Source organism: Kribbella sp. NPDC104740 (genome assembly GCF_055583505.1).
Map to the genome: position 1 here is coordinate 106,923 of NZ_JBVJNV010000001.1, position 16,494 is coordinate 123,416.

At 69.7% G+C, this 16,494-nt stretch carries 15 protein-coding genes; 5 read left to right on the top strand and 10 right to left on the bottom strand.

Features of this window, described 5'->3' with window-relative positions:
* Positions 1-103: 103 nt before the first annotated feature.
* Together ACZ6Z4_RS00545 and nhaA are read right to left on the bottom strand one after the other, a co-directional pair.
* The gene (locus ACZ6Z4_RS00545; RefSeq protein ID WP_184801666.1) at positions 104-505 is read right to left on the bottom strand and encodes a phage holin family protein; all 402 of its coding nucleotides are present in this window, start codon (positions 503-505) and stop codon (positions 104-106) included.
* A 276-nt stretch (positions 506-781) separates the two neighbouring features.
* Positions 782-1,996 carry a Na+/H+ antiporter NhaA gene (gene nhaA, locus ACZ6Z4_RS00550; RefSeq protein WP_465556644.1) on the bottom strand — a complete coding sequence of 405 codons (1,215 nt, stop codon included), beginning with the start codon at positions 1,994-1,996 and terminating at the stop codon, positions 782-784.
* 300 nt (positions 1,997-2,296) lie between these two features.
* Between nhaA and ACZ6Z4_RS00555 the strand changes: the two genes are divergently transcribed.
* Entirely contained in the window at positions 2,297-3,058 is a 762-nt protein-coding gene (locus ACZ6Z4_RS00555; RefSeq protein ID WP_465556646.1) for a GntR family transcriptional regulator, read from the top strand.
* Between the two features lie 7 nt (positions 3,059-3,065).
* Here the strand turns inward: ACZ6Z4_RS00555 and ACZ6Z4_RS00560 are convergent, their stop codons facing one another.
* The 3 genes from ACZ6Z4_RS00560 to acs all read right to left on the bottom strand — a co-directional run bounded on the left by ACZ6Z4_RS00560 (position 3,066) and on the right by acs (position 6,175).
* A complete protein-coding gene (locus tag ACZ6Z4_RS00560) occupies positions 3,066-3,506 on the bottom strand; it encodes a hypothetical protein (RefSeq protein WP_465556648.1) in 441 nt (146 codons plus the stop codon).
* Complete coding sequence (locus ACZ6Z4_RS00565) at positions 3,503-4,156, bottom strand: hypothetical protein (protein ID WP_465556650.1); 654 nt, start codon at positions 4,154-4,156, stop codon at positions 3,503-3,505. Before ACZ6Z4_RS00565 ends, ACZ6Z4_RS00560 begins: the two co-directional genes overlap by 4 nt.
* Before the next feature lie 84 nt (positions 4,157-4,240).
* Complete coding sequence (gene acs / locus ACZ6Z4_RS00570; RefSeq protein ID WP_465560553.1) at positions 4,241-6,175, bottom strand: acetate--CoA ligase; 1,935 nt, start codon at positions 6,173-6,175, stop codon at positions 4,241-4,243.
* Between the two features lie 248 nt (positions 6,176-6,423).
* On the opposite strand from acs, the gene ACZ6Z4_RS00575 reads away from it, so the two are divergent.
* Positions 6,424-6,636 carry a hypothetical protein gene (locus ACZ6Z4_RS00575; protein ID WP_465556652.1) on the top strand — a complete coding sequence of 71 codons (213 nt, stop codon included), beginning with the start codon at positions 6,424-6,426 and terminating at the stop codon, positions 6,634-6,636.
* On the opposite strand, the gene ACZ6Z4_RS00580 is transcribed toward ACZ6Z4_RS00575, so the two are convergent.
* Positions 6,626-6,748, bottom strand: a complete 123-nt coding sequence (locus tag ACZ6Z4_RS00580) for a hypothetical protein (protein WP_465556654.1) — start codon at positions 6,746-6,748, stop codon at positions 6,626-6,628. The two genes, ACZ6Z4_RS00575 and ACZ6Z4_RS00580, sit on opposite strands and share 11 nt — an antisense overlap.
* Before the next feature lie 141 nt (positions 6,749-6,889).
* On the opposite strand from ACZ6Z4_RS00580, the gene asnB reads away from it, so the two are divergent.
* Together asnB and ACZ6Z4_RS00590 are read left to right on the top strand one after the other, a co-directional pair.
* Positions 6,890-8,734, top strand: a complete 1,845-nt coding sequence (gene asnB, locus ACZ6Z4_RS00585; RefSeq protein ID WP_465556656.1) for an asparagine synthase (glutamine-hydrolyzing) — start codon at positions 6,890-6,892, stop codon at positions 8,732-8,734.
* Positions 8,735-8,749: 15 nt separating this feature from the next.
* Positions 8,750-9,169 (top strand): MarR family winged helix-turn-helix transcriptional regulator, encoded by a 420-nt coding sequence (locus ACZ6Z4_RS00590; protein WP_465556658.1) that lies wholly within the window; start codon positions 8,750-8,752, stop codon positions 9,167-9,169.
* On the opposite strand, the gene ACZ6Z4_RS00595 is transcribed toward ACZ6Z4_RS00590, so the two are convergent.
* Entirely contained in the window at positions 9,166-9,813 is a 648-nt protein-coding gene (locus tag ACZ6Z4_RS00595) for a Pr6Pr family membrane protein (RefSeq protein WP_465556660.1), read from the bottom strand. The two genes, ACZ6Z4_RS00590 and ACZ6Z4_RS00595, sit on opposite strands and share 4 nt — an antisense overlap.
* 70 nt (positions 9,814-9,883) lie before the next feature.
* Between ACZ6Z4_RS00595 and ACZ6Z4_RS00600 the strand changes: the two genes are divergently transcribed.
* Positions 9,884-10,429 (top strand): hypothetical protein, encoded by a 546-nt coding sequence (locus ACZ6Z4_RS00600; protein WP_465556662.1) that lies wholly within the window; start codon positions 9,884-9,886, stop codon positions 10,427-10,429.
* A 283-nt stretch (positions 10,430-10,712) separates the two neighbouring features.
* On the opposite strand, the gene ACZ6Z4_RS00605 is transcribed toward ACZ6Z4_RS00600, so the two are convergent.
* From ACZ6Z4_RS00605 to ACZ6Z4_RS00615, 3 genes are all read right to left on the bottom strand, one after another.
* Positions 10,713-14,321: a discoidin domain-containing protein gene (locus ACZ6Z4_RS00605; protein ID WP_465556664.1), complete on the bottom strand. Its 3,609-nt coding sequence runs from the start codon at positions 14,319-14,321 to the stop codon at positions 10,713-10,715.
* A 183-nt stretch (positions 14,322-14,504) separates the two neighbouring features.
* Positions 14,505-16,145, bottom strand: coding sequence for a solute symporter family protein (locus tag ACZ6Z4_RS00610; protein ID WP_465556666.1), 1,641 nt, complete (start codon positions 16,143-16,145; stop codon positions 14,505-14,507).
* Positions 16,142-16,483 carry a DUF485 domain-containing protein gene (locus tag ACZ6Z4_RS00615; protein ID WP_363675791.1) on the bottom strand — a complete coding sequence of 114 codons (342 nt, stop codon included), beginning with the start codon at positions 16,481-16,483 and terminating at the stop codon, positions 16,142-16,144. The genes ACZ6Z4_RS00610 and ACZ6Z4_RS00615 overlap by 4 nt, the downstream gene beginning before the upstream one ends.
* Between the last annotated feature and the right edge of the window lie 11 nt (positions 16,484-16,494).

Sequence of the window (16,494 nt, forward strand, 5' to 3'; positions counted from 1 at the left end):
TCCGCCGTACCGCACTCGGCGACGTGGAAGCGCGCGCCGTTGGCCGCGACGAGCGCGTGCGACCAGGGCCCGTCGACGAGCAGGTCGGAGACTCCGGCGGGGCTCAGTCGCCCTTCCCGACCGCCTTGAGCGCCTCGACCGACTCCTTCGAGGTCTCGATCGCGCGCTGCGGGCCCTTGGCCTGGCCGAGCTGGTTCTTGCCGATCAGCACCAGCACGGCGGCGATCAGCAGGTAGACCACCGCGACGATCAGGAACGCCAGCGCCGGGTGCAGCCCGAGCGCGCTGACGCCGTACGCCGCGGCGATGGAGAGCAGGATGATCGCGAGCAGCCCCAGGAACGCGGCGCCACCGAACAGCCCCGCCCCGGTCCCGGCCTTGACCGCGGTCTTCTTCAGCTCGGCCTTGCCCAGCTCGATCTCGCTGCGCACCAGGCTGGACAGATCCCGGCTGGCGTTCGCGACGAGCTGCCCGACCGTCGGCTCGTCCTCTTGCCCCATCGACATGGCGCTCCTTCCGTCCCACCCCGACCCTACCGCCGCGTACTCCGAACCGCCGGTACCCAATCGCCGAGCGGCGGACGCCCACCACTCACCAACCCCGCCGATCAGCGCCGTTCCGCAGCCCGTCGAGCGTGCCCGCGGCGCGTTGGTGAGTGGTGCACGTCCGCCCGGACCGACGCCCACCACTGATCAACCACCCGAACGCCGCCGAATCCTGCTCGCGCCAAGCGTGCGAGGCCGCGGGGAGCGCGGGTTGATCAGTGGTGGGTGTCGGGCGACTCAGTCGGCGTACGCCCGGTTGCGCCTGAACAGCAGCCCTGCCGCCAGCACCGCCGCGATCGCCGACGCGATCAGCACCGCCGCCTTCGCCCGCTCGGTCTGCGCGACATCCCCACCGAACGCCAGTTGCGCGATCAGCAGCGCCACCGTGAACCCGATCCCCGCCAGCACCGACACCGCGCCCACATCCCGCCAGGCGAGATCCGAGTTCAGTTCCGCCCGCGTGAACCGCGTCGTCAGCCACGTCCCCCCGAACACCCCGATGAACTTGCCGACCACCAGCCCACCCGCGATCCCGAGCGCCACCGGATCGGTCAGCATGTCGCGCACGGCCCCGCCGCTCAGCGTCACCCCCGCCGCGAACAGCGCGAACAGCGGCACCGCCACCCCCGCCGACCAGGGCCGCAGCTTGTGCTCGATCCGCTCCGCCGGCGCCTCGGCCTCTCCGGCATCCGGCAGCACCCGCGTCGCGAACCCGAGCGCGACCCCGGCGATCGTCGCGTGGATCCCCGACTCGTGCATGAACCACCACGCCGCGATCGCGATCGGCACGTACAGCAACGGCGTACGGACCCGGAAGCGCTGCAGCGCGTAGAACGCAGCGATCAGCGCCACCGACGCGAGCAACGGCAGCAGGTGGAACCCGTGCGAGAAGAACACCGCGATCACCAGGATCGCCCCGAAGTCGTCGACCACCGCCAGCGTCAGCAGGAACGCCCGCAGCGCCCCCGGCAGCGACGACCCGACGATCGCCAGTACGGCGAGCGCGAACGCGATGTCGGTCGCCGTCGGCACCGCCCACCCCTCGGTCCGCCCGCCGGGCGCGAGCAGGTTCACGCCCAGGTAGATGATTGCCGGAAGCACCATTCCGGACAGCGCCGCGACCACCGGGACGACGGCCTCGGACAGCTTCGACAGCGTGCCGACCATCAGCTCGCGCTTGAGCTCGACGCCGGCCAGGTAGAAGAAGATCGCCAGCGCGCCGTCGGCCGACCAGGCCTCGACGCTGAGCGGACCGAGGTCGAGATCGCGGACGTGGTGGTACGCGTCCTGCCACGGCGAGTTGGCCCAGATCAGCGCGACGACGGCCGCCGCGAGCAGCAGCAGGCCGCCGGTGGTCTCGGCGCGCAGCGCGTCGGCGAGAAAGGCGCGCTCGCGCCCGAGGACCCGGGGGAACGCGCGCCGCCGCTGCCGGAGACGGACAACTGGTGGCATCGCTGGGCCTCTCGCTCGGGGCATGGTCGAACCGTCGCCGACCAGTCTTCCCGGCACACCTGTTGCGTTGCCTGCTCAGTCTAGGCCATCGACCCGGTCGCAGCCGGTGACGGCGAACGCTTTCCCGGATGAATCACAGCACACCCGGCTCGACGCGGTAGCGCTGGTTTGGGAGGATGATCGCTGGCCGTCCTGGGGCTCCGGCCAGTACTGTCGGTGAACGGCCGGGCAACCGGCCCGAGTCACGTCACCACACCCGGCAACCGGTTTGCCGGCCAGATCCCCAGGGAACACGACACCATGGCCCGCCCAAGGAACAACCCCGGCGATCTCGCCGAGCTCCCCACCGAGCTGCGGACGGACCGGCCGAAGGGTGACCAGATCCGCGAGATCCTGGAGCGCCTGACCCGCAGCCTGGCGGCCGGGACCGTGCTGCCCTCGGAGCGGGTGCTGGCCGAGCGCTTCGGCGTCGCGCGGATGACGGTCCGCCAGGAGGTCGACCGCGTGGTCGCCGAGGGACTGGCCGCCCGGCGTCCCGGCGGTGGCACGTTCGTGGCCGAGCCGCGGCCGAACAAGCTGCTCGCGTCGTCGTTCAGCCAGGACATGCACGCCCGCGGCATCACGCCGGGCGCGAAGGTCCTCGAGCACCGGGTCGGCACCGCTGACGAGGCCCTGGCCGCCGAGCTGGAGGAGCCGGTCGGCACCCCGGTCCTGCACCTGGTCCGCCTCCGCCTCGCCGACGGCGAGCCGATGGCGATCGAGCGCACCAACCTCTCCCTGCGCCGCTTCCCCGGCCTCGACGAGCTGTCCTTCGACGAGCTCTCCCTGTACGGCGAACTGGCGTCCCGCTACGGCGTCGCGCTCGGCATGGTCTCCGCCTCGATCGTCGCGGCCCCGCCGGACACCCCCGAGGACGCCCAGCTGCTCGGCATCGAGGAGACCACGCCCTGCCTGATCATCACCTCGGCCCCGCGCACCGCCTCCGGCGAGGTGATCGAGTGCGGCCGGTCGACGTACCGCTCGGACCGTTACGACATCACCGTCGCGTACCGCACGACCTGATCAAGTATCAAACATGCGCGGCGAGCACGCCGAGCGCGAACGCCGTACCGGTCAGCGCGAGCATGATCGTCGCCAGGAGCTGAAGCCTGCGCTGGTACGCCGGGAGCTCGGCCGCCGTCGCGAAGACCCGGTGCGGCCAGTGGCGCCACGAGACGTAGCAGAAGATCACCGTCGCGGCCGTGAGCAGCACGGCCTTGAGCAGGTGGATCCACCAGTGCTGCGGGTCGAGAAGCAGCAGGGTGAGGCCGGTGGCGGCGATCGCGGCGATCAGCGCGACCACCTTCCAGCGGTTGCCTGAGGCAATCACCAGGGTGAGTGCCTCGCGGGATTCCGGATCCTTGGCGTAGAACCTGGCGAGCTTGGGCTGGACGACGAACAGCGAGTACGCCATCCCGCCGACCCACGCGGCGGCGAGGCCCGCGTGCAGGATCGCGACCAGGGCTGTCATCGGTACTCGGCGAGCTTGGGGAGCGGGAGCAGTGCGACCAGGCCGATCAGACTGTCGAGGGTGGCGACCAGCTCGTCGGGCTTGACGCGGGTGAAGATCGGCGCGGTGGTGAAGACCAGCTCGGTGTGCATCAGCGCCCAGGTGTGCAGCTTGTGCCGGCGGAGGTATTGCGCGAGCTCCGGGTGCAGGACCTGCGCGGCGACCTGCGGGTCGGTGTTCACCAGCCGGTACCAGCGGTTGAAGTTCGGGTCGTCGGTGATCGGCTCCGGCAGACCGGTCGTGTCGTACGCCGGGTCGATGTTCTCGACGAGCTGGAACCACGGCACGTCGGCCTTCAGGTCGAGCACCCAGACGGTGTTGATCCGCGCGTACTCGTCGTCGTACGTCGCTTCGTCGTTCCACGCGTCCCGGACCGCCTTCACCGCCCGCACCCGGTGGAAGTCGAACGCCGTGAACGGGACCCCCTGGTGCTTCCCGCTCAGCACCCCGAACGACTTCTGCTCGTCGCCGCGCAGACTGAACGGCAACGCGTACCGCCAGCGATCGGCCAGCTCCGGCGCGTCGAACCGGACGTCCCACCCGACCCGCGCGGCCAGCGCCGCCCGCTCGTCGTTGGTCTTCGCGATCCGCCCGGCCTCGAGGTCTGCCACCCGCACAGGCTAGGACCTCGCCGGGCTCACCGGCACAGCACGAGGGCCCGGACAGGAGCTGTCCGGGCCCGCGTACGGCGTACGTCAGTCCTCGTCGGACTTGCCGGACTCCAGGTTGGTCTTGATCAGGTCCATCACCGTCGAGTCGGCCAGCGTGGTGACGTCGCCGACCTCGCGGTTCTCGGCGACGTCGCGGAGCAGCCGGCGCATGATCTTGCCCGAGCGGGTCTTCGGCAGCTCGGCGACGACCATGATCTGCCGCGGCTTCGCGATCGGGCCGATCTCCTTGGCGACGTGGTTGCGCAGCTCCTGGACGACGTCCGGACCGCCGTCACCGGCCTCCGAGCGCAGGATCACGAACGCCGCGATCGCCTGCCCGGTGGTCGGGTCGGACGCGCCCACGACGGCCGCCTCGGCGACCTTCGGGTGCGAGACCAGCGCCGACTCGATCTCGGTCGTCGAGAGCCGGTGGCCGGACACGTTCATCACGTCGTCGACCCGGCCGAGCAGCCAGATGTCGCCGTCCTCGTCCTTCTTGGCGCCGTCCCCGGCGAAGTACACGCCCGGCCAGCGCGACCAGTACGTCTCCTTGAAGCGCTCGTCGTCGCCCCACAGCGTGCGCAGCATCGCCGGCCACGGCTTGTCGATGATCAGGTAACCACCGGATCCGTTCGGCACCGACTTGCCCGCGTCGTCGACGACGTCGACGCTGACGCCCGGGATCGCCTTCATCGCGGCACCCGGCTTGCCCGACGTGACGCCCGGCAGCGGCGAGATCATGTGCATCCCGGTCTCGGTCTGCCACCAGGTGTCGACGACCGGCGCCTGGTTGCCGCCGATGTGCTCGCGGTACCAGACGTAGGCCTCGGGGTTGATCGGCTCGCCGACCGACCCGATCACGCGCAGCGTGGACAGGTCGAACTTCGCCGGGATCTCCGCGCCCCACTTCATGAAGGTGCGGATCGCGGTCGGCGCGCAGTACAGGATCGAGACCTTGTACTTCTGGACGATCTCCCACCAGCGGCCCTGGTGCGGGGTGTCCGGCGTGCCCTCGTACAGCACCGAGGTGGTGCCGTTGGCGAGCGCGCCGTACACGATGTAGCTGTGCCCGGTGACCCAGCCGATGTCGGCGGCGGTCCAGTAGACGTCGGTGTCCGGCTTCAGGTCGAAGACGGCCCACTGCGTGTACGACGTACCGACCAGGTAGCCGCCGGTGGTGTGCAGGATGCCCTTCGGCTTGCCGGTGCTGCCCGACGTGTACATCACGTACAGCGGGTGCTCGGCGTCGAACGCCTCCGGGGTGTGCTCGGTCGACTGCTTGCCGACGAAGTCCTCCCACCACAGGTCGCGGCCGTCGACCATCGCGGTCTCCTGACCGGTCCGGTTCACGACCAGCACGTTGCGCACGTCCGGGCAGTCCTCGAGCGCGGTGTCGACGGCCGGCTTCAGCGCCGCCGGGGCGCCGCGGCGGTAGCCGCCGTCGGAGGTGATCACGACGCGGGCGTCGCAGTCCAGGATCCGGCCCTTCAGCGCGTCCGCGGAGAAGCCGCCGAAGATCACCGTGTGCGGGGCGCCGATCCGGGCGCAGGCCAGCATCGCGACCACGGTCTCGGGGATCATCGGCATGTAGATCGCGACGATGTCGCCGGCCTTCACGTCCAGCTCCAGCAGCGCGTTCGCGGCCTTGCTGACCTCGTCCTTGAGCTGGGCGTAGGTGATCTCGCGGGTGTCACCCGGCTCGCCCTCGAAGTAGTAGGCGACCTTGTCGCCGAGCCCGTTCTCGACGTGCCGGTCGACGCAGTTGTACGCCGCGTTGAGCTTGCCGTCGGCGTACCACTTCGCGAACGGCGGGTTGCTCCAGTCGAGCGTCTCGGTCGGCTCGACGGCCCAGCTGAGCCGCTTGGCCTGCTCGGCCCAGAACCCCTCCAGGTCCGCCGCGGCGGTGTCGTAGGCGTCGGCCTTCACGTTCGCGTGCGCCGCGAGCTCGGCCGGCGGGTCGAACCGCCGCTCCTCGTGCATCAGGTTCGACAGCGCTGGGGACTGGGGCTCGGAACTGGTCACGGTCGCGGACTCCTCGTCGATAGCCGGTCGGCGCGCCCGGGCGCCGCCCCCTTTCTACCAACGGCAGACCACCCGCGGTACTGGTGGTTCGCCGAGCAGACCTCTATCTGCGCCGAACGGGCCCGTCCGTGAACGAGGTCACACCGGGAACCGGAGGAGGCCGGGCCGCATCCGATCCCCGTCGCCAACCGCCAGGAGATCCGCCGATGCGCCAGCCCCAGTACGCCGTCCAGCCGGTCGCCCACTTCGCCCAGTACGCCGCCCAGCCGGTCCACCCCGCGGCCGGCCTCCCCGCCGACCACCCCTTCGCCGGCGTCCACCGCCGCATCTCCCGCGCCGCCCGCCGCCGCGTCCACAGCCGCGACCGCCGCGTCCGCCGCCTGCGCGCCGCCGCACGGAACCAGTGGCCTACCTGGTGATCCCGCTCTCCCGCGCGTCGAGCAGCTCGTCCCAGTGGTCGGAGGTCCAGCGGCAGGCGGTCCGGATCGGGCCGAGCATGCTGTGCCCGAGCGGTGTCAGCTCGTAGACCACGCGGCGGACCGGTACGGCGTGCTGCTCGGCGTACGGCGGGCATGACCTACCTCACCGACCGCAGTGTTGTGGTGACCTTCGGTGCGAAATACATTGGCGACGAATGTATTTGATCAACCGAGGAGCAGCAGGAGGCGGACCATGTGCGGAATCACCGGTTGGGTGGCCTACCGGCGGGATCTGGCGGCCGAGCAGGCGACCGTCGACGCGATGACCGAGACGATGGCGTGCCGCGGGCCGGACGCGCGCGGGACCTGGCGAGCGCCGTACGTCGCACTCGGGCACCGGCGGCTGGCGGTGATCGACCTGGCCGGTGGCGAGCAGCCGATGACGGTCGGCGTACCGGGGCCGAACGGCGGGACGACGACGCTCGGGATGGTTTACAGCGGCGAGGCGTACAACTACCTCGAGCTGAAGGACGAGCTGCGCGCCCGCGGGCACGCGTTCGCGACCGACTCCGACACCGAGGTGGTGCTGCGCGCGTACCTGGAGTGGGGTGAGGCGTTCGCCGAGCGGCTGAACGGGATGTACGCGTTCGCGATCTGGGACCCGCGCGAGGACAAGCTGGTGATGGTCCGCGACCGGATGGGGATCAAGCCGTTCTTCTACCACCCGACCGACGACGGCGTCCTGTTCGGCTCCGAGCCGAAGGCGATTCTGGCGAACCCGCTCGCGACGCCCGCCGTCGACGACGACGGGCTGCGCGACCTGTTCACGATGTCCAAGACGCCCGGGCAGTCGCTGTGGGCCGGGATGGCCGAGGTCGAGCCGGGCACGGTCGTCACCGTCGACCGCAACGGCATCCGCAAGAGCACGTACTGGCGGCTGGAGACCCGGTCGCACACCGACGACCAGGACACCTCGGTCGCGCACGTCCGCGAGCTGCTCGACGACATCACCCGGCGCCAGTTGGTTGCCGACGTCCCCCGGTGCGTGCTGCTGTCCGGCGGGCTCGACTCCAGCGCGATCACCGGGCTGGCCGCGCAGCAGCTCGCCGAGCACGGCGAGAAGGTGCGCAGCTTCGCGGTCGACTTCGCCGGCCAGGCCGAGAACTTCGTCGCCAGCGAGCTGCGCGGTACGCCGGACACGCCGTACGTGCACGACGTCGCCGAGCTGGTGCACTCGCAGCACTCCGACATCGTGCTCGACAACGCCGTGCTGACCGATCCGGACGTACGCCGTACTGTCGTCCGCGCCAACGACGCACCCCTCGGCGGCGACATGTTCAGCTCGCTCTACCTGCTGTTCAAGGCGATCCGGGAGCAGTCGACGGTCGCGCTGTCCGGGGAGTCGGCCGACGAGATCTTCGGCGGGTACCTGTGGTTCCACGATCGCGAGGTGCAGCAGGCGAAGACGTTCCCCTGGCTGGCCTTCCGCCGCTTCCGGCGGACCGGCGCGGTCGGCGGGGTGCTGAGCGACGACCTGCTGCGGCGGCTCGACCTCCCGGCGTACGTGCGGAGCCGGTACGACGACGCCGTCGGCGAGATCGACCGGCTGGACGGCGAGAGCGACCACGAGTGGACGATGCGGAAGATCTGCTACCTGCACCTGACCCGGATGGTCCGGTTCCTGCTCGACCGGAAGGACCGGATGTCGATGGCGGTCGGGCTGGAGGTCCGGGTGCCGTTCTGCGACCACCGGCTGGTCGAGTACGTCTACAACACGCCGTGGAGCCTGAAGACGTTCGACGGGCAGGAGAAGAGCCTGCTGCGTGCCGCCACGCGGAACGCGCTGCCGGAGTCGGTGGCGACCCGGACCAAGAGCCCGTACCCGCAGACGCAGGATCCGGCGTACGTGGTGGCGCTCGGCGAGCAGGCGCGGCAGCTGCTGGCCGACGATCATCCGGTGTTCGTGCTGGCCGACCGGGAAAAAGTCTCAGGGAGTCTTCAGGCTGAATTCGATGCGGGTGCGCGGCAGAACCTGGAACAGTTGCTCTCACTGGCAACATGGATGGACATCTACCGACCCGAGATCCGGGCGGCCTGAACCGACGGGGTGATCGTGCTGGACGAGAAGGCAGTCCACCTGATGGTGGCGATGCACCGGATCGTCCGGCACCTGCGCCGGACCGCGATGTCGACGTCGATGCACCCGACCCAGTTCATCGCGCTGCTCGTGATCGCCCGCGAGCAGCCGGTCCGGATCGGCACCATCGCCAACAAGGTGCCCTGCTCCCAGCCGACCGCGACCACCACCGTCGCGGTCCTGGAGACCTCCGGCCTGGTCCGCCGCCGCCCCGACACCCTCGACGGCCGCGCCACCGCCGTCGAGCTCACCGAGCTCGGCGCCGAAACAGTCGCCCACATGCGCGCCGACGCCGGCCAGGCGCTGACCACGATCCTCGAGCACCTCACCCCGGAGGACCGCGCCAAGGTCCTGGAGGCCGGCGAGATCCTGTACGGCGTCGCCGACGACCTCTAGCTGGTCCGCGGCAGCTTGGCGTCCAGGGTCTTGAACCCGGCCGCCAGCACGATCCCGAGCACCAGTACGAACGAGGCGTTGCGGACGGCGACGCCGAGCCCGAGCTCGGTCACGTCCAGGAACGGGTACGGGTACCAGTCGGTGAACGACCCCTGGACGAAGATGTAGACCAGCCAGGCCAGCGGCCAGACGAACGCGAGACCGACCGTTGCCCACGACATCCGTGGGCGCGGCCCGAACACGAGCCAGCCGATCAGGGTCGCCCACGGCGAGACGTAGTGGAACCCGATCGTCGCGACCAGCGCCCAGCCGGTCAGATGCACCTGCGGGGCGAGCACGATCGCGAACACCAGCCCGGTGATCACGATCCCGAGCAGCGCGTCCAGATGCAGGACGCGCCAGCGCGGGCCGTCGTACGACGTACTGCGGACCAGGAACACCAGCGCCGCGAGCACGAGCAGATTGCTCTCGATCGTGAAGAAACTGACCATCCGCCAGAGCCGGACCCCGATCGACGCGCCGGTCTCCCCGGAGTTCGCGTCGGCCCCACCGGTGAAGATCAGCACCAGCTGGATCACCAGCGAGACAACGATCACCGCGACGATCCCGGCCCACCAGCCACGCGCCACCTTCGAGCCCGTCATCACCTCATCGTGCCCGCGGCCGGCCCCGTTCCGCCCACGCCACGCCCCGCGGATCTGTCACAGTCTCCCCATGCGTCGCCTGCTGCGCTGGATCTTCCTGACCGGCCCGTGCCGCCTCTACCTCCTCGGCGAGGCGAGCGGCGGCTCGATCCCGCTCGCCTTCGTCGCCGGACTCTTCGGCACGGCCGCCGCACTCGGCGGGCTGTTCGCCCTGATCGCGGCCGTGGCCGGCGCTTCGGTCGACGACTACTTCTTCACCGGCGTGATCACCGGCCTGCTGACGGTCACCGCGTGGGTCGCCTACGCCTTCGCCGTGTACGGCGTCCTCTGGCTCCGAGGCGTCAGCCCCACGGCGGTGGTCAGCGCACGGGACGCAAAGCATGGCAGTAACCCTGCCGACGACCCCCACTGGCGCCGCCGCGGCGAACCCGTGATCCGCACCGGCCTGATCGCCTTCTTCGCCCTGATGACCGTGATCTTCCTCGCCCTCAGCCTCATCACCACCAGCTCCGACGCCGCTTTCACCCGCACCCTCGCGCTCGCCTCAGCAGCCCTCACCCTCCTCACCGCCGCCGCCCACCTCATCTCCCGGCGGAGGCGCCGGGGCAGATCCTGACAGTACGGCGCCACCGCCCGCCTCCAGTCGCGCAGCGCCTTGCGGTGAACGCCGACGTCGTCGGCGGGACATCGCGCAGCGGCCATCAGCAGACCCTTGGACTTCGTCTCGTCGACGAACACGTGTACCGGCATTTCCCCGCCCTATGAGGTGGCAAGGGATGACGGTGGCATGGGCGAGGCGGCTGCATGCGGCGCGACACCGGGGCATCGTGGGGCAGTCCGGGGCAGATCGGCGAACGGCCGCCGACCAGCTCGGTCGGCGGCCGTTCTCTTGGAGGGGGCTAGTTGCGAGTGATCGTGAACGTGCTGGTCGTGTTGCGGATGTCGACGGCGTTGTTGGTGAGGGTGAGGTTGTTGAAGGTGACGCCGCCGACGGGCGGGCCCTGGCCGGGTTCGGGGAGTTCGTTGGCCCAGAGGCCGAAGCCGGACTTGGCGTCGAAGGCGTCGCCGGACTTGCGGGCGCCGGAGATCGAGACGTTGGTCAGGATCGTGTCGGCGATCGGGAACTGGGGCTGGGAGCCGACGTAGTTGGTCTGGAACATGATGCCGCTGTACGTCGGGTCGACGATGTCGACATCGGTCAGGCGGATGCCCTGGTAGATCTTCGAGGCGGAGAAGATCCAGATGCCGGGGAAGGTCTGGTTGCCCCAGAAGTGGCCGCCGGCGCGGACCACCGAGATGTTCTCGAAACGGGTGGCCGGCGTCGCGCCGAAGCCGTTCATCGGGATGCCGAAGTCGAGCGAGCTGATCGTGATGCCGGAGTAGACCAGCGTGTCGGCGACGTACAGGTTGCGGAAGACGTTGTTGGTGCCTCCGTAGACGGCGAAGCCGGCGGCTCGCCAGGTGAGTGTCGACGAGAGGTTCTCGAAGACGTTGTCGCGGACCTCACCACCGCCGGAGTCGGTGGCGTTGAACAGCGCGAAGCTGTCGTCCCCGGTCGCGCGGGCGTCGTTGTTGCTGACGGTGTTGCCGGCCGAGCCGTTGGTCATGTTGATGCCGTCGGCAAACATGTTGCGGATCCGCGAGTTCTTGATCGTGGAGTTGTCGGTGTTGGCCCCCCAGTACAGGCAGACCATGTGCTCGACCCAGATGTTGTCGATGGTCATGTTCGCGGTGGACGAGAAGTCGAACACCTTGCCGGGACCGTCGATCCGGGACGTGTAGTTGCCGAAGTAGGCGAAGCCGGTGAACGACGACCCGTTGGCCGAGGCCTCCGCGCGGAACCCGACGTCGGTGTTGTCCTGCGTCGTCGGCGCCCGGAACCTCGTGTACCAGGGCCCGGCGCCGAGCACCTTGACGGCCTTGCCGTACACCTGGAACTTGCTCGACGTCTGGTAGTCACCCGGCGGCAGGTAGACGCCGACGAGGGTGCCGGTGGTGTCCATCCGGACCCGGTCGAGGGCGTTCTGCACGTCCTGGTGACCGAAGCCGGCGGGCACCGCGTACGTCGAGCCCGGGTTCGCGACCGGCGCCACCTGCTCGGTGTCGACGAAGTCGATCGCGTAGTTCGTGGTGTTCGCGGCGTCCTTCTGGAGCTTGATCTTCGTGCCCGCCGGGAAGGTCCCGTCGAGCATCAGGTTCGCCTCGTCGTAGATGTGGCGGGGGTCGCCGCCCGGCGAGTTGCCCGGGCTGGCCTCCGCGCCGTACAGCCAGGCGTACTTCGAGGTCAGCGGCAGCGCCTTGTGGAACGCGCCGTTGACGTACACGTTGACGGTCGAGTTGATGCCGCCACCGCCGGCCGCGTCCGGGATGGAGAATCTGGTCACCAGGGTGTTGGTGCTGGCCCGGGTGGTGAACTCGACGAACGCGCCGTTCGAGTTCAGCGTGACGGCCTTCCGGCCGGACGCCTCTCCGGCGAGGTCACCGATGGTCCGGTTCGGGCCGACCACCGTCGCGCCACCGCCGACAGCCGCGTCCTCGGCCTCCAGGTGGTCGTACGGCATGTTCGCCCCACGACCCACGAAGAACGGTCGCTCGGACGTGTTGTTGGCGCGCTTCACCGGCAGCTCGTTGGCGTCGTCGGCCAGTACGACGCGGACGGAGTACCGCCCGTTCGCCGCCGGCCAGCTCCCCAGCGCAACAGCCGGAGCCGTCGCACCGGCAGCGATCGCACCGGAGTACGACCCCGTGAACGTCCGTACGACGGTGCTGCCGTTCAGCAGCGTCAGCGTGATCCCGTGCGCCCCGGAGGCCGACGCGATCGAGCCTTGGTTGCGGATGGCAACGGAGAACGCGACGTTCGTTCCCGCGGACGGGTTGCCGGGCGTCCACGTGACCGCCCCCGCCACCAGGTCGGAGCTGGCCACCGGTGTCACCACGAGCGGTGACGAGCTGCTGGCGGAGTTGTTCGCCTCGTTCTGCTCGATGACCGCGTTGGCCTCGTCGACCTTCGCGCTCAGCGGGTAGCTGCCCGCGTCCCGGGTCCCGATCGACGCGGTGACCGTCGTCGAGCCCCCGGCGGCGACAGCGCCGACGGTCGCCGTACCGACGCGCGTCTCGCCGAGGTAGAAGTTCACCGCGGAAGCGCCGGCAGCAGCAGATCCCGTGTTGTTGACGGTCGCCCGGACGGTGATCGCGTCGGTCTCGACCGGCGCACTGGGGCTCCACGCCACGTTGGACAGCGTCAGGTCAGGATTCGGAGCAGGCACCCCCATCACCTGAAGCTCGGCCACCTGACCGCTCGGCGCCCCCGTGTTCCCGGTGAAGTTGAGCCGCACGTCGGCGACCTGCGCACTGACCGGGATCGTCACCGTGTTGCCCGACGCCGGGCTGAAGTTGTACGCCGCCGACGCCGCGATCGTCGTGAACCCCGCGGCGCTCTGCTCGCGCCCGAGGATCGAGAACGTCTGCGTCCGGTTGCCCCACGCGCTGTCCGGGTTGAGCCGGACGACGACGGAACTGAGGTCGGCGTTCGAGCCGAGCTGGGTGGTCAGCGTGGCCGGGTTGCCGTTGCCTTCCCAGTACGTCGTGACGTTGTCGTCGTTCGCGTTCGTCGCGACGAAGGTGTGCACGAAGCCCGAGGCGGTGATCGGCTTGCGCAGCGCCAGGTTGCTGCCCGGGCCGGTGCTGCCGCCGCGGGTGACGCTGTTGCTGTTCGGCGACTGGTTGCCTGCGGCATCCTTCGCGCGGACGAAGTAGGACACCGCGGTGCTGGCCGGCTGGGTGTCGGTGTACGTCGTGACGCCGCCGCCGAGGCTGGTCCGGAGCTGGCCGTTGGCGTACACGTCGTACCCGGTGACGCCGACGTTGTCGGTCGACGCGGTCCAGGTGAGCCGGATCTGGCCGGTACCGGGCTCGGTGAACGACAGGTTGCCCGGGGCGGTGGGAGCCTGGGTGTCACCGGTGGCCGGTCCGTAGACCTCCAGCTCGGACAGCTGACCGGCGGGCCAGCCGGTGTTCGCGGTGATCCGGATCCGCACGTACCGGACGGTCGCCGCGCCGTAGTCGATGGTCACGGTGTTGCCGGGCGCGGTGAACGCGCGGGAGGCCGACGCGGACAGGTCGGTGAAGTTGTTGCCGTCGGTGCTGCCCTGGACGGCGAGCGTCTGGTTGCGCGAGCCCCAACCGGAGCTGGGCAGCTTGAGCACGACCTGGTTGGTGCTGACCGAGGAGCCCAGGTCGACCTGGACCCACTGCGGGAAGGCGTTGTTGACGCTCTCCCAGTAGCTGCTCTGGTTGCCGTCGGTCACGTTCCCCGCGGCGTAGTTCTGGGTGCTGGTACTGGCCGAGGCGGACTTCCCGGCGGCCAGGTTCGGTCCGGCCAGTACGGCGGCCGACGCGGTGCTGCCGGCGAGCGTCGGGCCGGCGGGCGTGAAGGTGGGGGCGGCGAGCAGCAGGCTGCCGGCCAGCGCGGTGGCGAGCAAGCGCCAGGGCGCGGTTCTGGTTCTCATGCGGGCCTCTCCGGTGGGCGGGTGGTAAAGGCACAGAGGAGTATCAAGAAATTGCTCAAAACGATGAACTTCTTGCGCAGCGCTGGCTTATTGTTACGGCAGGATTACTGCAGCGTCAACGGCTCGAGGGCGCCGCTCCGGATGGAGCGACGCCCTCGAGGGGGTACTGCGGCGGCTACGGGGTCAGTGCTTGGCAGCACCTTCCGCGCCCGCGCCGGTGAGCGCGCGGACCGACAGCTCGCTGTAGCGGCCCTCGCTGGAGCGGTCCTTGCCGACGAAGGTGCCGACCACGCCGAGCATGAAGCCCAGCGGGATCGAGACGATGCCCGGGTTGGACAGCGGGAACCAGGAGAAGTCCGCGCCGGTGATCATCGAGGTCGGCGAGCCCGAGACGACCGGCGAGAAGATCACCAGCACGACGGCCGAGATCAGGCCGCCGTAGATGCTCCAGACCGCCCCGGAGGTGTTGAACCGCTTCCAGAACAGGTTGAACAGCAGCGCCGGCAGGTTCGCCGAGGCCGCGACGGCGAAGGCCAGCGCGACCAGGAACGCGATGTTCAGCTTCTGGGCCGGGATCGCCAGCCCGATCGCGACCGCGCCGATCCCGATCGCGGCGAACCGGGCGACCCGGATCTCGTTGCGCTCGGTCACTTTGCCCTTGGCGATCACGTTCACGTACAGGTCGTGCGCGAACGACGACGCCGAGGTCAGGGTCAGTCCGGCGACCACCGCGAGGATGGTCGCGAACGCCACCGCCGCGATCAGCGCGAGCAGGATCGCGCCGCCGATCGAGTCGGCGCCACCGCCGACCACCTCGGCCAGCAGCACCGAGGCGGTGTTGCCCTTGGAGGCCGCGACCGCGCTGTCCTTGCCCGTGTTCAGCAGCGCCGCCGCGCCGAACCCGAGGGCCAGCGTCATCAGGTAGAAGGCGCCGATCAGGCCGATCGCCCACTGCACCGACCGGCGCGCGGACTTGGAGTCAGGGACCGTGTAGAAGCGGATCAGGATGTGCGGCAGGCCCGCCGTACCGAGGACGAGGGCCAGGCCGAGGGAGAGGAAGTCGATCTGGCCGACCAGGTCCTTGCCGTACAGCAGACCGGGCTGCAGGAACGCCTCGCCCTTGCCCGAGTTGGCCGCGGCCGCGCCGAGCAGCTTGGACGGGTTGAAGTCGAACTTCAGCAGCACCAGGAAGGTGATCAGCAGCGTGCCGGTCATCAGCAGCACGGCCTTGACGATCTGCACCCAGGTGGTGCCCTTCATGCCGCCGATCGTCACGTAGACGATCATCAGCGCGCCGACCAGCACGATCACGCCGGCCTTGAGGCCCTCGCTCTTCACACCGAGCAGCAGCCCGACCAGCGAGCCCGCGCCGACCATCTGGGCCAGCAGGTAGAAGATCGAGACCACGATCGTGGACGACGCGGCCGCGGTCCGGACCGGACGCTGCTTCATCCGGAACGCCAACTGGTCGGCCATCGTGAAGCGGCCCGAGTTGCGCAGCAGCTCGGCGACCAGCAGCAGCGCGACCAGCCAGGCGACCAGGAAGCCGATCGAGTACAGGAAGCCGTCGTACCCGTAGAGGGCGATCTGGCCGGAGATGCCGAGGAACGACGCCGCCGACATGTAGTCGCCGGCCACCGCGAGACCGTTCTGGGAGCCGCTGAACGAACGGCCGCCGGCGTAGTAGTCGGCGGTGGTCTTGTTCTGCCGCGACGCCCACCAGGTGATGTACAGCGTCACGGCGACGACCGCGGTGAACAGCGAGATGGTCAGCGCCTGGTTGCCGGGCTCGGCGTCGGCGAGGGGGATCAACAGAGTGCTCACCGGCGGCGCTCCCTCTTGTACTTGGCGTTCAGGCCGCTGGCCAGCGGGTCGAGCTTACGGTTCGCGAAGCGCCCGTACAGGAACGCGATCACGAAGGTGGAGACGAACTGCAGCAGGCCGAAGACCAGCGCCACGTTGATGTGGCCCACCACCCGCGTACTCATGAAGTCCCGGGCCCAGTTGTTGCAGGCCACGTAGGCCAGGTACCAGACCATGAACGCGATCGTCCAGGGCACCACGAAGTTCTTGTAGCGGCGTTTCAGCTCGGTGAAGTCGGCCGCCTCGTGCACCGCTTCGTACGCGCGGGCGTCCCGCTCGCGCACTGCGTCGTCTTCCATCTGCACCCCTC

Coding starts and splice junctions, on each gene's coding strand:
- ACZ6Z4_RS00545 (WP_184801666.1), bottom strand. CDS start 505: ATGTCGATGGGGCAAGAGGACGAGCCGACGGTCGGGCAGCTCGTCGCG.
- nhaA (WP_465556644.1), bottom strand. CDS start 1,996: ATGCCACCAGTTGTCCGTCTCCGGCAGCGGCGGCGCGCGTTCCCCCGG.
- ACZ6Z4_RS00555 (WP_465556646.1), top strand. CDS start 2,297: ATGGCCCGCCCAAGGAACAACCCCGGCGATCTCGCCGAGCTCCCCACC.
- ACZ6Z4_RS00560 (WP_465556648.1), bottom strand. CDS start 3,506: ATGACAGCCCTGGTCGCGATCCTGCACGCGGGCCTCGCCGCCGCGTGG.
- acs (WP_465560553.1), bottom strand. CDS start 6,175: ATGCACGAGGAGCGGCGGTTCGACCCGCCGGCCGAGCTCGCGGCGCAC.
- ACZ6Z4_RS00575 (WP_465556652.1), top strand. CDS start 6,424: ATGCGCCAGCCCCAGTACGCCGTCCAGCCGGTCGCCCACTTCGCCCAG.
- asnB (WP_465556656.1), top strand. CDS start 6,890: ATGTGCGGAATCACCGGTTGGGTGGCCTACCGGCGGGATCTGGCGGCC.
- ACZ6Z4_RS00595 (WP_465556660.1), bottom strand. CDS start 9,813: ATGACGGGCTCGAAGGTGGCGCGTGGCTGGTGGGCCGGGATCGTCGCG.
- ACZ6Z4_RS00600 (WP_465556662.1), top strand. CDS start 9,884: ATGCGTCGCCTGCTGCGCTGGATCTTCCTGACCGGCCCGTGCCGCCTC.
- ACZ6Z4_RS00605 (WP_465556664.1), bottom strand. CDS start 14,321: ATGAGAACCAGAACCGCGCCCTGGCGCTTGCTCGCCACCGCGCTGGCC.
- ACZ6Z4_RS00615 (WP_363675791.1), bottom strand. CDS start 16,483: ATGGAAGACGACGCAGTGCGCGAGCGGGACGCCCGCGCGTACGAAGCG.